Here is a 15,268-nt window from a genome sequence, read left to right as displayed (position 1 = left end):
GGCGACGTCAGTTCGTGGCCGCCGGGTGAGGAACGGCCACCCTCACCCGGAAACCGAAGCCGAGCCACAGATGGAAGGCGCGCTCGCGGAGGCTTTCGCTCCCCGCGCCATTGAGCAGGCGCACCTCCAGCTTGTTGTACTGGCCACCTGTGCCGGTGACGAAGAGCCCGGCCCAGAAGTTCCCGCCGAAGTTCTTGTCGAACCCGGCCTGGAGCGTGACGTCAGGCCCCGAGTAGGTAACTTCCGCCGCGGGCACCGAGAACGAGCTCGTATCGTATCCAAGTGCCACCCCCGACCAGAGGTCGATGGGTCCCGATGGGTTCCAGTGGTAGTTCCCCTGGAGGCCGAAGCGCAGGTTGCTGCCTTTGCACGCCCGCTCAGCGGAGCAGCGAATGCGCATCTGCGCATGGGAGAACTGGGCCCAGGGTCCCACCTCGATGCTGGAGCCGAGCCGGATGGTGGGCTCCACGATAGCGGCCAAGAGCCCCTTGTAGACCTCATACAAATAGAGCGGCTCAGCGGCGCCGTCCATGCGCCCGCCCGGCATGAGGTAGCCCCCTCGCGCGGAGAGGGCGAGCCAGCGAGGAAAGCCCGGGTCCCGCTCCTCGGGCTGCTGCGCGAAGGTCGGCCACGACACCAGGAGTGACAGCAAGACCAGGGTCCGCGCGGCGGGACGAGAGAGCGTTTGCATGGGCACGCGTTCGGTTATGACGGTCGCTCGACCGGCGTCAATCCGAGGTTTCCCAGTGCCCCGAAATCGCTCCGACAACCTCACGCCCCTGCTCGCGCTGATGGCCGTTGGCCTCTTCGCCGCCTGTGGTGGCCCCTCCGCTGAAGAGGACGCACGCGTCTGTGCCAACGTGGAATGCAGCGCGGGGCGCTGCGTCGCCGAAAACAGCGCGCCCGTCTGCCGCTGCGGCGCCTGGGAGCAGGCCGCGGGCCTCACCTGCGCCATCGTCGGTTACCGGCAGTCGGACGACCATGGTGACACCCCGGAGACCGCCACGGCGTTGGCCCCTTCGGTGGACTTCCAAGAGGGCATCATCCACCCGCCCTTCCGAGCGAAGGCGGACCGGGACGTCTTCGCCATGCCCACCGCGGCTGGGCACGGCTATCGCATCATCGTCCGGTCCGGAACGCTGGCCTCCGTGGACGTGCGCCTCGTAGAGACATCGGGGCGCGAGGTGCGGACGTGGTCCCTCCAGACGAATGAAGGCACCCGCGTGGAGTTCGTCTCCACGGAGGAGGCCCCGCGGTTCATCACCGTGGCCGCCCCGGAAGGCAGCGGTGCCTCGGGGACGTATGCGTACCGATTGGAGGACCTGGGCCGGGACTCGCACGGCGATACGCTCGCCACGGCGACGCCGCTCGCGCTGATGAACACCCCCTTCCCGCTCGCCCTCGAGTTCCAGGATGACGCGGATGTCTTCACCTTCCGCACCGAGCCGAACCAGGGCTTCCGGTTCTCCTGCGAGAGCCAGAGTGTCTCGGTGCACCTCATGGACGCCGAGGGCACCCCGGTGAATGGGGTGACGAGGGACGCGTCACGCGTCAGCGCGGGCCAGCTGCGCCCGGACGCGAACACCTGGTTCGTCAGGGTCTACAGCAGCTTCGACGCGACCCTGGCCACCCAGTGCCAGTTGGACGACCTGGGCCAGGATGACCACGCCAATGCGCTTCAGGGGGCGACGCCGCTGACGGTGGGAAGCCCCATGGCCGTACGACTCCACGGCCCCAACGACGCGGACGTCTTCTCCTTCTTCGCCACCGCGGGACACATCTACGACCTCCGCTTCCTCCCCGCCGTGTATGAGCGGCGCTTCAAACTCACGGACGCGGACGGCGAAACGCTGGCGGAGACGCAGTGGAACCGAATCGTCCATGAAGCGGCGGCGACGGGGACGTATTACGTGCACTTGCTGCCGAATCCATCCTGGGGGAGCGACATCGAGATGCGGGTCGACGACTTGGGGATGGATGACCATGGCGACACGCCCCAGACGGCGACCCTCGCCGACGTAGGGGAGACCGTCACCGGGCTCATCCACAAGGTGCCGGACCTGGACGCCATCTCGGTTCCGCTCGACGCGAATGTGTTCTACCGGCTGTCCTGCACCCGGGACTGTACGCTGACGACGCGCACCTCCGGCGCCCCCCTCTACATGCTGAAGGCCGAGGACGGCTTGTGGCACGTCCATACGCTGACTTCGGGGCTCGTCACGTTCATCGTCAGCGCGAGGTCGACTCCCTACACCTTCACCTTCCGGTTGGACCCGACGAGCACGGATGACCACGGTGACGACGCTGGACACGCCACGCCGCAGGCCGTTCCCATGAGCACGGCCGGCGTCTTCGAGCTGGGCTCGGACGTGGACGTCCTCTCCTTCGAGTTGGAGGCGGGCCGGAGCTACGTCGTGAGTGGCAGCAGAACGACCCTCCGAATCCTGGATCCCCATGGCGCGCAGGCCCCCCTGGCGTACGAGGCGGGAACGGAGAACCAGACCTTCACGGCCCAATCGTCCGGGACGTACGTCGCAGAGCTCAAGTCTCAGCAGCCCTACCTGACGCGCGCGACAGCCTGGAGTTTCCCCCTGCGCGAGCAGTGAGCACTTTCACGGCCCATGTCGAACCTGGACCTGTTCCCCCCGGCCCCGCCGCCCTCGGAGCCCGGCCCGCTGGACCGGCTGCTCAAGGTGTCCCGCATCTACGTGGAGACGGGCGTCGAGGAGCACCTGCGGGGCCGGGAGCTCCTCGCGCGCTTCCCGGACGCGGAGCGCATCCCCGTGGCCTCGCACCAGGGCATCCCCGGGCTGTTCGGCAACGCGGGCAACGCCGAGGCGTGGAACCGCATCAAGGGCAGCACCCTGGTGCTGGGCGTGAAGAAGACGATGTCCTTCACACCCAACGGGCGCAGCTGCGACTTCATCCCGCCCTCCGCCGCCAACGGCTGCGTCATGAGCTGCGCCTACTGCTACGTCCCCCGGCACAAGGGCTACGCCAACCCCGTCACCGTCTTCGTCAACATCGACCGGATTGTCGCCGCCATCCGCCGGCACGCGGGGAAGCTGGGGCCCAAGACGGAGCCCAACAGCGTGGACCCGCGCTACTGGGCCTATGACATCGGCTGCAACAGCGACTGCGCCGCGGACGCCGCCCTCAGCGACAACGTGCGGGATTTGGTGCGCCTGTTCACCACGCTGCCCAACGCCATGGGCACCTTCGCCACCAAGCTGGTGAACCCCGAGCTGCTCCGCTACGCCCCCAAGGGCAAGACACGCCTCCGCTTCAGCCTGATGCCCGCGGCCAAGGCGAAGCTGCTCGACGTGCGCACCAGCCCCATCGCCGAACGGATCGCCGCCATCGACGCGTTCGTCGCCGCCGGCTACGAGGTCCACCTCAACTTCTCCCCCGTCGTCGTCTACGAGGGGTGGCAGGAGGAGTACGACGCGCTGTTCCAGCAGGTGGACGCGGGCCTGGGCCCCGCCGCGAAGGCGCAGCTGGCCGCCGAGGTCATCTTCCTCACCCACCACCCGGGCCTCCACGAGGTGAACCTCCGCTGGCACCCGAAGGCGGAGTCCCTGCTGTGGACGCCGGACACCCAGGAGGCCAAGGTGTCCCAGGGCGGCGGCCACAACGTGCGCTACCGCACCGGCCTCAAGGGCCGCCTGGTCGCTGAATTCAAGGAACTGCTGGCCCGCCGCCTGCCCTACTGCCAGGTGCGCTACGCGTTTTGAGCCGGACTCCGCGTCATGGGCGTGACGTGGGCGGCCCGGCCTGTGGCAGACTCGGCCGGACCATGTGGGATTGGGTCCGCCAACTGGCGGAGTGGTCGCGGGACGAAGTTCCGTTCGCCGTGGCGACCGTGACGGTGTGTCAGGGAAGTACCCCCGCCGAGCCCGGCGCGAAGCTGCTTGTCCGCGCGGACGGCACGTTCCACGGCACCGTGGGCGGTGGCCACCTGGAGCAGCTCGTCCTCGCGGACGCCCGCGCCTGCCTGGAGAAAGGGGAAGCCCGTGCCTACCGGTATCCGCTGGGCTCGAAGCTGGGCCAGTGCTGTGGCGGCGTGGTGGACGTCTTCATGGAGCCGGTGAACCACGGCCCACGCCTGTACCTCTTCGGCGCCGGCCACGTGGGTCAGGCCCTGTGCCGCACGTTGGACGGCACGCCCTTCCAGGTCCACCTGGTGGATGAGCGCCCCGAGTGGGTCCACGGCGAGCGCATCCCCGCCTCCGTCATCCGCCACGAGGAGCCGTGGGACATCTTCGCCTCGCGCGCCGTCTGGGACGCCCGCCGCACGTACCTCGCGGTGATGACGCACCGGCATGACCTGGACCAGGACATCATCGCCTTCGCTCTGGAGAAGCCCGCGCGCTACGTGGGCCTCATTGGAAGCAACACCAAGTGGGCCCGCTTCCGTCAGCGCCTGGAGGCCCGGGGCGCGACGGCGGCGCAGCTGGCCCGCGTGCGCTGCCCCATGGGGCTGGAGATTGGCGGCAAGTCGCCCCAGGAGGTCGCGGTGAGCATCGCCGCCGGCCTCCTCCAGCTCCATCACCTGGGCGCCCCGGGTGAAGACACCGAAACTACCGCCGGGGCCCCGTCCTCGGAGACGCCCCGCCTGCGCGGGGTCTCGTCAGGAGAATGAGCAACATGTTCGAGTTCCGGCTCAATGGCGCGACGGTCCACGTCGATGGCGTCTCCCCCAACACCACGCTGCTCGACTTCCTGCGGGCCCGCGGCCTCACCGGCACCAAGCAGGGCTGCGCCGAGGGCGACTGCGGCGCGTGCACCGTGGCCCTGGTGGACCGGGACGCCCAGGGCAACCGCTGCCTGCGCGCCTTCAACGCGTGCATCGCCCTGGTGCCCATGGTGGCCGGCCGTGAGCTGGTGACGGTGGAAGGCGTGGGCAGCAGCGAGAAGCCTCACCCGGTGCAGCAGGCCATGGTGAAGCACTACGGCTCGCAGTGTGGCTTCTGCACGCCGGGCTTCATCGTCTCCATGGCGGAGGCGTACTCCCGCAAGGACGTCTGTACCCCGTCGGCCGTGGCGGACCAGCTCTGTGGCAACCTCTGCCGCTGCACCGGCTACCGCCCCATCCGCGACGCGATGATGGAGGCGCTGGCCCAGCGCGACGAAGGACCCGCGCCCGCCACGGCGATTCCCTCCGCGCCGCTCGAAGGCCCCGCCGAGCCGTTGTCCCCGCTGCGCTACGAGGCCGGTGGACAGACGTTCCTGCGCCCCACGTCGTGGGAGGAGCTGCTCGACCTGCGCGCGAAGCACCCGGAGGCCCACCTGGTGGCGGGCGCCACCGAGCTGGGGGTGGACATCACCAAGAAGGCCCGCCGCTACCCCTTCCTCATCTCCACCGAGGGCGTGGAGTCCCTGCGCGCCGTCCGCCGTGAGCATGACGGCTGGTATGTGGGCGGCGCGGCCTCGCTGGTGGCGCTGGAGGAGGCCCTGGGTGACGAGCTGCCCGAGGTGAAGAAGATGCTCAACGTCTTCGCCTCCCGGCAGATTCGCCAGCGCGCCACGCTGGCGGGCAACCTGGTGACCGCGTCGCCCATTGGCGACATGGCGCCGGTGCTGCTCGCCCTGGAGGCCTCGCTCGTCCTGGGCTCGGTGCGCGGCGAGCGCACGGTGGCGCTGTCCGACTTCTTCCTCGCCTACCGGAAGACGGCGCTCCAGCCGGACGAAGTGGTTCGCCACATCGTCATCCCCCACGCCGCCGTGCCCGAGGGAGGACGGCGGCTCTCCGACTCCTTCAAGGTGTCCAAGCGGCGCGAGCTGGACATCAGCATCGTCGCCGCGGGCTTCCGCGTGGAGCTGGACGCGGGCGGCGTGGTGACGCTGGCGCGCCTGGGCTACGGCGGCGTCGCGGCCACGCCCGTGCGTGCGCGCCGCGCGGAGGCGGTGCTCACCGGGCAGCCCTGGACGGCCGAGACGGTGGCGCGCGCGCTGCCCGTGCTCGCGGAGGAGCTCACGCCCATCAGCGACCTGCGCGGCAGCGCGGAGTACCGGCGAGGGCTGGTGGCGAGCCTGCTGGAGAAGTTCTTCTCCGGCTCGCACAGCCCGGCCCTGGACGCCGCGCCGGGCTTCGACGCGGGTGACGTTCAGGCCCCCGCGGACGCGGGGCGCGCGCTGCGGCACGAGAGCGCGCTGGGCCACGTGACGGGCAGCGCGCGGTACGTGGACGACCAGGCGCAGCAGCGGCCCATGCTGGAGGTCTGGCCGGTGTGCTCGCCCCATGCGCACGCCCGCATCCTCAAGAGAGACCCCACGGCGGCGCGCAAGGTGCCCGGCGTGGTGAAGGTGCTCATGGCCGAGGACATCCCCGGCATGAATGACACCGGCCCCATCCGCCGCGACGAGCCGCTGCTGGCGGACCGCGAGGTGCTCTTCCACGGGCAGATGGTCGCGCTGGTGGTGGGCGAGTCCGTGGAGGCCTGCCGCGCGGGCGCCCGCGCCGTGGAGGTGGAGTACGAGCCCCTGCCCGCCATCCTCACGGTGGAGGACGCCGTGGCGCGGAGCAGCTACCACACCGAGCCACACGTCATCCGCCGGGGCGACGTGGACGCCGCGCTGGACAGCAGCCCCCACCGCCTGTCGGGCACGCTGGCCATTGGCGGGCAGGAGCACTTCTACCTGGAGACCCAGGCCGCCTTCGCCGAGCGCGGTGACGACGGCGACATCACCGTCGTGTCCTCCACCCAGCACCCGTCCGAGGTGCAGGCCATCATCTCCCATGTGCTGCACCTGCCGCGCAGCCGCGTGGTGGTGAAGTCGCCGCGCATGGGCGGCGGCTTCGGCGGCAAGGAGACGCAGGGCAACGCGCCCGCCGCGCTCGTCGCGCTGGCCGCGTGGCACACGGGGCGTTCAGTGCGGTGGATGCTGGACCGCGACGTGGACATGGCGGTGACGGGCAAGCGCCACCCGTTCCAGGCCTCCTACGAGGTGGGCTTCGACGACCAGGGGCGGCTGCTGGCCCTGCGCGTCCAGCTGGTGTCCAATGGCGGCTGGTCCCTGGACTTGTCCGAGTCCATCCTGGACCGCGCGCTTTTCCACCTGGACAACGCGTACTACGTGCCGGCGCTGGCGTACTCCGGGCGGGTGGCGAAGACGCACCTCGTCTCCAACACCGCCTTCCGCGGCTTCGGTGGTCCACAGGGCATGCTGGTGACGGAGGAGGTCCTCGCCCGCGTGGCCCGGGCCGTGGGGCTGCCAGCGGACGAGGTCCGCGAGCGCAACCTCTACCGCGGCGCCGGAGAGACGAACACCACGCACTACGGCCAGGAGCTGGAGGACGAGCGCATCCTCCGCGTGTGGGAGGAGCTCAAGCAGTCGTCGGAGTTCGAGCGCCGGCGGCGCGACGTGGCGGCGTTCAACGCCCAGTCCCCCTTCATCAAGCGGGGGCTCGCCATCACCCCCATGAAGTTCGGCATCTCCTTCACCGCCACCTTCCTCAACCAGGCCGGCGCGCTGGTGCACGTGTACCGGGACGGCTCGGTCATGGTGTCCCACGGTGGCACGGAGATGGGCCAGGGCCTGCACACCAAGGTGCTGGGCGTGGTCATGCGCGAGCTGGGCGTCACGGCGGACGCGGTGCGGATGGCGAAGACGGCGACGGACAAGGTGCCCAACACCTCCGCCACGGCGGCCTCCAGCGGCTCTGACTTGAACGGCGCCGCCGTGCGCGTGGCCTGCGTCACGCTGCGGGAGCGGCTGGCCCCGGTGGCTGTGCGCCTGTTGTCGGACCGGCACGGGCGGAGCGTGGCGCCGGACGCCCTGCTGTTCAGTGACGGGAAGGTGGGCCCGCGCGGGGAGCCCGAGGTCGCCCTGCCCTTCGCGGACGTGGTGGAGGCGGCGTACCTGTCGCGCGTGGGCCTGTCCTCGACGGGCTACTACCAGACGCCGGGCATCGGCTACGACAAGGCCAAGGGCCGGGGACGCCCCTTCCTCTACTTCGCCTACGGCGCGGCGGTGTGCGAGGTGGAGGTGGACGGCCACACGGGCATCAAGCGCGTGCTGCGCGTGGACCTGCTGGAGGACGTGGGTGATTCGCTCAACCCCGGCGTGGACCGCGGGCAGATTGAAGGCGGCTTCGTCCAGGGCCTGGGCTGGCTCACGGGCGAGGAGCTCCGCTGGGACGCGAATGGCCGGCTGCTCACGCACTCCGCCAGCACCTACGCGGTGCCGGCCTTCAGCGACGCGCCCATCGACTTCCGGGTGCGGCTGCTGGAGCGGGCGCAGCAGCACAACACCATCCACGGCAGCAAGGCCGTGGGTGAGCCGCCGCTGATGCTGGCCATGTCCGCGCGCGAGGCCCTGCGTGAGGCGGTGGCCGCCTTCGGACAGGCCGGTGGCGACGTGGAGCTCGCCTCCCCCGCCACGCACGAGGCGCTGTTCCTCGCCATCCAGAAGCGGCTGGCGCGCGCGGCGGCGGAGAGCGGACGCGAGGCGGCCTGAGCCGCCGCTCGGACGGACGGCGGCCATGGCTCAGCGTGGGGCCTGGAGCCGCTCCCGCCGGAAGCCCTCCGGGCTCAGCCCCCACCAGCGCTTGAAGGCGCGGTGGAAGGCCACCGGGTCCGCGTAGCCGAGGAGGAAGGACACCTCGGCGATGGACATGCGGCGCTGGAGGTAGGACTCGGACAGCTCGCGGCGCAGGGCCTCGACGATGGCCGCGTAGCGCTGCCCTTCTGCCGCGAGCCGCCGCTGGAGCGTCCGCGGCGGCTGCCGCAGAGCCCGGGCGACAGCCACGAAGGAGAAGTCCCCGCCGGCCAGCTCGCGCCGGACCTGCTCCCGGACGCGCTCGGTGGTCGTGGACACGTCCGGCAGACGCTCCAGCGCACGCTGCGCCTGACGTTGGAACATGGCGTTGAGCAGCGCGTTCGCGTGGAGGAAGGGCCGCTGGGCGTCCTCGTGGGAGAACTCGATGGCGTTGAAGGGCGCGCCGAACTCCAAGGGACACCCGAAGAGCGCCTCGTGCTCGCGGAGGTCCGCGGGCGCGGTGTGGGTGAAGCGCACGACGAGCGGCCGGACCTCCACGCCCGTGAAGGCCCTCACCCCGGTGGCGAACTGCACCAGCGCCGCGTCCACCAGGTGCCGGTGCGCGGGCCGGGGCGCGCCCACGGGCGTGAAGCGCATGCGCACCCCACGCTCCGTCTCCTCCAGCAGGAAGCGCTCCCCGTCTCCCCAGACGCGCTGGTAGCGGCAGCCCCGCTCCATGGCGTCCCGCAGCGTCGCGCAGGTGAGAACGACGAAGGTGGCCGGGTCATCCAGGTCCACCACGTCCACGCGGGCGATGTGCAGCCCCAGGTTCGCGTCCCCGGACAGCGCCTCCGCCCGCTCCAGCAGTCCGTCCAGCGCGGCGTAGGGAATTCGCAGCTCCGGGTCTTCCAGGTCCTCCATCCGGAAGCCCGCCTCCCGGCAGAGCGCCTCCACCGGCAAGCCTCGCGTCGCCGCGAGCCGGAGCGCCTGCCGCGCCATCCGCGCTGACAAGGACGGCTCGGAGGATGAGGACGGAGGCGGCCGCGCCACGAACGGGACGTTAATGGCGCGGTGGCGCGGACAGCAAGCCGTTCTGTCGCCATCCGTCAGTGCGCGGGTGACGGGGGGCGCGCACGCTTGGATTCTCATGGACGACACGCCTTCGCTGCTCCCCCGGCTGCATCTCTTCGAGTTCACCGACCAGGCGTGGTTCCCCGCCGTGCTGCGGGACCTGACGACCGACTACCTCCACACTGTCAGCACGCGCCTGGGAATGTTCGACGCCGCGGCGGAAGTCCTGGCGCGCGGGCTGAATGCGGCACAGGGCCCTGAGCTGGTGGACCTGGGCTCCGGCGGCCGAGGCCCCCTGCCCCGCCTGCGACAGCTGCTCGCGGAGAAGCACGGCATCGACGCGCGCGTGGTGCTCACCGACAAGTTCCCCAACGCCCAGGCCGCCGAACGGGCGCGGGCAGAGGGCGTGCAGTACCTGGAGCGCTCGGTGGACGCGCTCCAGGTTCCAACGGACCTGCGGGGCATGCGCACCCTCTTCAACGCCCTGCACCACTTCCGGCCGGACGAGGCCCGCGCGGTGCTGGTGGACGCCCAGGCCCGCGGCGTTCCCATCGCCGCGTTCGAGACGGTGCGCCGCACGCCCCCGGCCCTGCTGTCCATGTTGCTGGTGCCCCTGCTGGTGCTGCTCTTCACGCCCCTGGTGAGGCCGCTGACGCCGCTGCGGCTGCTGCTCACCTACGTGGTGCCCGTGGCCCCGCTCATCATCTTCTGGGACGGGCTGGTGTCCGCGCTGAGGACGCACCAGCCCGACGAGCTCCGGCGGATGACGGCGGCCCTGGCGCGCGAGGGATACACCTGGGAGGTGGGCGAGGCGAAGGCCCCGGGCAAGGCCGCCATCACCTACGTGTTGGGGCGGCCCTCGCGCTGAGGCGTCAGCGCACGTGCAGCAGCGCCAGCAGCACGAAGAGGCCGTTGAGGCCCACGCCCACGGACATGTAGTTGCCGCTCGCCCGGGACAGGCCGGCGGCGACGTTGACATGGCCGAAGTACCCCAGGGCCAGCCGCGTGCCCACCTCCGCGCCCACGTTGAAGCCCGGGTCGCGCGAGGCGCGCGTCGCGGTGCCCATCATCAAGCGGCCGTAGGGCACCACCCAGGTATTGACGAAGTGCTGGTAGCCGACGAAGCCGTTGAACTCGGAGATGCCCCGGCTCGTGTAGGCCAGGTTCGAGCCGATGTTGAGCCGCCGGCTCAGGAAGGCCATGGGCTGGATGGTGAGGGCCAGGTCCGCCGTCGGCCGCCACGCCCCCACCCGGTACTGCATGGCGAAGTCGAAGGGCGGCTTGTCCAGCGCCGGCGCCTCCCACCGGAGCCGGGCCGCCGCCAGGGCGTGCGCTTCGCCCCCCCGCGCGTCGTAGAGGTCCGCGAGCGCCAGGGCGCCTTCCTCGCTGTCCGTCTCGTACACCGTGACGAGCGGCGCCTCGGCGCCCGCGAGGTTGCCGTCCGCCATGCGCAGGCGCCCCAGGGCCAGGCACCCCTGCTCCGAGCCACCGTCACAGGCCTTGGAGAAGGCCGTCTCCGCCTGGCTCCGGTCGCCGTCCTGGAGGAGCTGCTCGCCCCACTCGTTGCAGGCCCACAGGTGGCCCTTCTCGCAGGAGGTGCTGCGGGGCAACGCTTGGGTCGTGACGCACGCCACCAGGAGAGGACACATCACCGCCAGGAACGCCAGTTGCCGCATGTCCGGTATTCAACCACAAGCGCGCCCGGGCTTCCTCGGTCTCCAAGCCCGGGACGCCGCGCCCGGGTGCCTGGTCGCCCTCCACCCGAACGGGGCAGCCCGGCCAGCCCTCCATTCCCTGGGAGCCCCCTGGTCATGGGGAGGGCGAGCACAGACCTTGAGGGCATGGAGGAGGACCTGTGGCGCCAGTTGCCTTTCACGAAGACACCTTCCGCCCTCAACCCGCGCAGCCGCTCCCGCGGCAGGAGCCCCGATGAAGGTTCCGGAGATGTTGGAGCACCTGCCGGGGGTCGGCCCCCTGATTGGCCGGATTGCGCACGGGCACGAGGACGCCGTGCCGCGCCGGGAGACCACCGTGACGCTTCCGGACTTCGCCGCCGTACCCCTACCGAAGACAGAGCGGGCGCTGGGCGACGGCCGCACGCTGGTGGTCCGCAACCCGGCGGTGCGCTCGCCTCGCGGTCCAGGGCTCACGGTGATGACGTACAACATCCTGCTCGGTGGACAGCGCCGCGAGGCCTTGCTGGGCTACTTCGACGACCTGGAGGCCCAGGGGCGGCTGCCGGACGTGCTGGGCCTGCAGGAGGCCAACGTCCCCAGCTCCGTGCTCCTGGCGGAGCGCTACGGCTTCCACCTGGCGTACCAGGGGCATGACGGCGGTCCCGGGGCGCGGCTGGTGAACGGAAAGGCCTTCCTCACCCGGCACCCGCTGGTGGACGCGGCGCACTTCACGTACGCCACCCCCGACGCGGAGCGGGACGCGGCCATCATGCGGCGCGGCGGCGACCCCTGCGAGATTCCCGAGGACCGGGGCGCGCTGTACGTGCGCCTGGAGGTGGAGGGCCACCCGGTGGTGCTCTACAACGTGCACCACACCCTGGGCGACTCCGGCATCAACGCCCGCAACCTCCGCCAGCTCAACGCGTTGCTGCACCACCGTGAGGTCATGCACGCGGTGGTGCTGGGGGACTTCAACGCCAACACCGCCATCAAGACGGGCGGCTCCTGGCTGATGGCGCACCTCAGGACGTACGACGACACCGACACGGTGGAGGAATACGAGGTGCGCTACGGCGAACCCCACGCCAGCGTGGGGGACGAAGGGGTGGGCAACATCGCCGACCCGCGCCTGCGGCACGAGCTGCACGTGCTGGAGCAGAGCCTGCCGGAGACCATCGCCCACGCCACCACCGCGCAGGTGCGCCTGCCAGGGGGGGCGCTCATGACGCCGAAGCAGGCGTGCGCCGAGCTGCGCTCCGGCCGGGTGCAGCGCGGCAGCGAACACTGGCTGCGGCTCCAGGACATCGCCGACAGCGCCACCCTCACCTCGCTGCCGGATGAGAATGGCGTGGTGCCCGCGACGGGCAAGCGCTTCGACAACCTCTACGCCAGCCCTGGACTGGTCCCCCGCCTCTTCGAGGTGGACCGCTGCACCGAGTCCTCCGACCACCAGCCCGTGGTGGCGCATTACGACGTGCGCACCCCGGGGCTGAAGGACGGCAAGCCCGCCTCCGGCACCGTCCAGCGGCCCACCTGATGCGCCAGCCGCACCGGCGCTGGCGCCCCCGTCCCGCGAGGCCTCATGGCCCCGCGGGACACGCGGGCAGGGACGTAATCCACGCATCCACCAGCCCCGCGCCCTCCGTGTCCTCCACCGCGCTGGCCAGCGGCGGCATGCGCGTCATCGACAGCGAGTGCATGCGCCGCGACAGGACCGACTTCGACGGGTCTCCCGGTGTGACCAGCATCGCGCCGGGCACGCCCAGCTCGCCCTGCTGCGGCGCCACGCCACAAATCTTCGCGGCGGCGAGCGACGTGGCGTAGCGCAGGTCCGACTCACCGCGGCCCAGGCCATTGGGCCGGTGACAGACGGCGCAGTTGGCGTGCAGGTAGGCCCGCGCGCGCGCCTCCACGGGCTCCGGCCCGGTGTACGTCGGCATCCGGGGGAGCTGCTCCACCGGGGCCGGCAGGGTCAGCACGCCAATGTGCTCCAGGGTCCGGAGCTGCGACGCGATGCGCCCGCCTGGGTATTCGAAGTCCCCGTTGAGCTGCGCGACCTCCAGGCCCAGCACGAAGCCCGCGGTGGCGTTGTGACACTGCATGCATTCGCCCCGGCTGGGGTATGTCCACGTCTGCGCCCCCACCGTCTTCACCTTGCCCGTCTCCAGCAGCGTCGCGTCGGTCCCCGCTTCGTTCCACTCATACGTGTAGCCCGCCCAGGTGCCGTCCGGATGGCGCATGAAGAGGCGCGTCTCCACGCGCTTGCCGCCCAGGAGGAACGTCTTCACCGTCACGGTGCCGGGAGGCGCGTCCAGCACGCCCTCTGGCCCCACCGTCATCACCGTCCCGTCCGGCACGCCGAGGAACCGCTCCTTCTGCGCGCCGTCCGACCAGAGCGGGGCATTCACGCCGTACGGGATGAGGCCCGCCGAGGGGAGGTTGGCGTTCGCCGGGTCCACGCAGCCCGTGACGGACAGCAGCGCGGGGAACGCCTCGCCGCCGGGCGCGGGGGGCGTGGACGCGTGGATGCGGTGCAGTCCGCCCCCGGCGAAGTCCACCACCAACAGCTCGCCGTCGTTCAGCTCGGCGAACGAGGCGATGCTGAGCGGCGTGGTGACGAGCACCTGCGGCACCGCGGCGGCGCCAGGCACGGCGTCGCCCGGCAACGTCCAGATGCGGCCCGAGCCGAAGTCACCGAAGACGTACTTTCCGGAGAGCGCCGGCACGGCGGCGCCGCGGTACACGTAGCCGCCGGTGATGGAGACGCCTTCGGTCCGGCCATAGACGGCCACGGGCGGCGTCAACCCGGCGGTGCCGCAGCCGCTCCCACGGGCGCACTCGGTCCCCTCCAGGATGCTCCAGCCGTAGTTTCCGCCCAGCTCGACGCGGTTGATTTCCTCGAGGAGCTTCTCGCCCACGTCGCCCAGCCAGAGCGCGCCGGTGCTCCGGTCGAAGCTCCAGCGCCACGGGTTGCGGAAGCCGGTGGCGTAGATTTCCTTCCGCCCACCGCTGGTGGCGTAGGGGTTGGTGGGCGGAATGGCATAGGGCCGCGCGCTGTCCACGTCGAGCCGCAGCATCTTCCCCAGCAGGAGCTCCGGATTCTGGGCCGTCTGGTTCGGGTCCACCCGTCCGCCGCCGTCACCGAAGGCGAAGTAGAGGAAGCCATCCGGTCCGAACGCGAGGTGGCCGCCGTTGTGGAAGGAGAACGGCTGGTCCTGTTCGAGCACGACCTCCGCGCTCGCCGGGTCCAGGGTGGCCCCACCATCCGGGCTGAGGTAGCGGACGATGTACGAGCGGAGTCCCCCCATCGCGTTGTTCCCCACGTAGGAGAGGAACACCTGGCCATTGGTGGCGAACGCCGGGTGGAAGGCCATCCCGAGCAAGCCCGTCTCGTCATGCTCGATGTTCACCTGTCCGGAGAGGTCGATGACCACGGAGCTGGTGGGCGGCGCGGCGTCCTTGTCGAACATGCGCACCCTTCCCCCCCGCTCCACCACGTAGATGCGGCGGCTGTCCCCCGGCGCCTGGAGGGCGAACAAGGGCTGGGTGAAGCTCAGCTCCGGGAACGCGCGCGAGAGCGTGGCCCCCGCGGGGTCCGGGGGCCGGGGAGGCGCGACACACGTCGGGTTCGCGGGGCGCACGTCGAGCCCGAAGAGCGCATGGGCATCCGGGCCCCCACCATCTGGCGCCGTCGGCGTGCTCCCGTCTCCATCCGTGCCTGGCCCTCCGTCTGCTTGTGGGTCGATGATTTCATCTTCGTCCCCAGGGCGATCGGAGCGGTCACCCGAGGAGCCAGGACATGCGAGCGAAATGCCGAGCAGGCCCATCGCGAGCGCCACCACGCCCAGCAGCATCAGGACAGACGGTCGTCGTTGTTTCATGGCGCTGCTGTGGTGGTTCGGCATGGGGCGAAACGCCAGGGACTGGACCTCGCGGCTGGGGCGGCCTCTGCCGGATGCCGGACCTCGTGGTTGGCAGGCGTCGTGAAGTAGGACCGCGCATCGTCCCTGGGACGTCTTCCCCCGGACACGGCGCGCTGC

At 71.0% G+C, this 15,268-nt stretch carries 10 protein-coding genes; 6 read left to right on the top strand and 4 right to left on the bottom strand.

The window, feature by feature from the left end; genetic code table 11:
• Positions 1 to 7: 7 nt before the first annotated feature.
• Complete coding sequence (locus HV824_RS05855) at positions 8 to 691, bottom strand: hypothetical protein (protein WP_217917132.1); 684 nt, start codon at positions 689 to 691, stop codon at positions 8 to 10.
• Between the two features lie 55 nt (positions 692 to 746).
• Between HV824_RS05855 and HV824_RS05850 the strand changes: the two genes are divergently transcribed.
• The 4 genes from HV824_RS05850 (at position 747) to xdhB (ending at position 8,460) form a co-directional block, all read left to right on the top strand.
• Complete coding sequence (locus HV824_RS05850; RefSeq protein WP_368670952.1) at positions 747 to 2,606, top strand: hypothetical protein; 1,860 nt, start codon at positions 747 to 749, stop codon at positions 2,604 to 2,606.
• 15 nt (positions 2,607 to 2,621) lie between these two features.
• The gene (locus HV824_RS05845) at positions 2,622 to 3,734 is read left to right on the top strand and encodes a spore photoproduct lyase family protein (RefSeq protein WP_176418381.1); all 1,113 of its coding nucleotides are present in this window, start codon (positions 2,622 to 2,624) and stop codon (positions 3,732 to 3,734) included.
• 62 nt (positions 3,735 to 3,796) lie between these two features.
• Entirely contained in the window at positions 3,797 to 4,642 is an 846-nt protein-coding gene (gene xdhC / locus HV824_RS05840; RefSeq protein ID WP_176418382.1) for a xanthine dehydrogenase accessory protein XdhC, read from the top strand.
• Positions 4,639 to 8,460 carry a xanthine dehydrogenase molybdopterin binding subunit gene (gene xdhB, locus HV824_RS05835; protein ID WP_176418383.1) on the top strand — a complete coding sequence of 1,274 codons (3,822 nt, stop codon included), beginning with the start codon at positions 4,639 to 4,641 and terminating at the stop codon, positions 8,458 to 8,460. Before xdhC ends, xdhB begins: the two co-directional genes overlap by 4 nt.
• A 30-nt stretch (positions 8,461 to 8,490) precedes the next feature.
• Here xdhB and HV824_RS05830 read toward each other — a convergent pair whose 3' ends face one another.
• On the bottom strand, positions 8,491 to 9,492 hold the full coding sequence (locus HV824_RS05830) for an AraC family transcriptional regulator (protein ID WP_255207798.1): 1,002 nt from the start codon (positions 9,490 to 9,492) through the stop codon (positions 8,491 to 8,493).
• Between the two features lie 136 nt (positions 9,493 to 9,628).
• On the opposite strand from HV824_RS05830, the gene HV824_RS05825 reads away from it, so the two are divergent.
• The gene (locus tag HV824_RS05825) at positions 9,629 to 10,420 is read left to right on the top strand and encodes a hypothetical protein (protein ID WP_176422858.1); all 792 of its coding nucleotides are present in this window, start codon (positions 9,629 to 9,631) and stop codon (positions 10,418 to 10,420) included.
• A gap of 4 nt (positions 10,421 to 10,424) precedes the next feature.
• Here HV824_RS05825 and HV824_RS05820 read toward each other — a convergent pair whose 3' ends face one another.
• Complete coding sequence (locus HV824_RS05820) at positions 10,425 to 11,228, bottom strand: hypothetical protein (protein WP_176422857.1); 804 nt, start codon at positions 11,226 to 11,228, stop codon at positions 10,425 to 10,427.
• Positions 11,229 to 11,481: 253 nt separating this feature from the next.
• Here HV824_RS05820 and HV824_RS05815 point away from each other — a divergent pair, with 253 nt between their 5' ends.
• Positions 11,482 to 12,765, top strand: coding sequence for an endonuclease/exonuclease/phosphatase family protein (locus HV824_RS05815; protein ID WP_176418387.1), 1,284 nt, complete (start codon positions 11,482 to 11,484; stop codon positions 12,763 to 12,765).
• Between the two features lie 43 nt (positions 12,766 to 12,808).
• Here HV824_RS05815 and HV824_RS05810 read toward each other — a convergent pair whose 3' ends face one another.
• Positions 12,809 to 15,109 carry a PQQ-dependent sugar dehydrogenase gene (locus tag HV824_RS05810; RefSeq protein WP_255207797.1) on the bottom strand — a complete coding sequence of 767 codons (2,301 nt, stop codon included), beginning with the start codon at positions 15,107 to 15,109 and terminating at the stop codon, positions 12,809 to 12,811.
• Positions 15,110 to 15,268 lie beyond the last annotated feature (159 nt).

It is taken from the genome of Myxococcus sp. AM009, from assembly GCF_013372605.1.
GTDB classification, from domain to species: domain Bacteria; phylum Myxococcota; class Myxococcia; order Myxococcales; family Myxococcaceae; genus Myxococcus; species Myxococcus vastator.
This window is presented reverse-complemented; position numbering and strand designations above follow the sequence as displayed.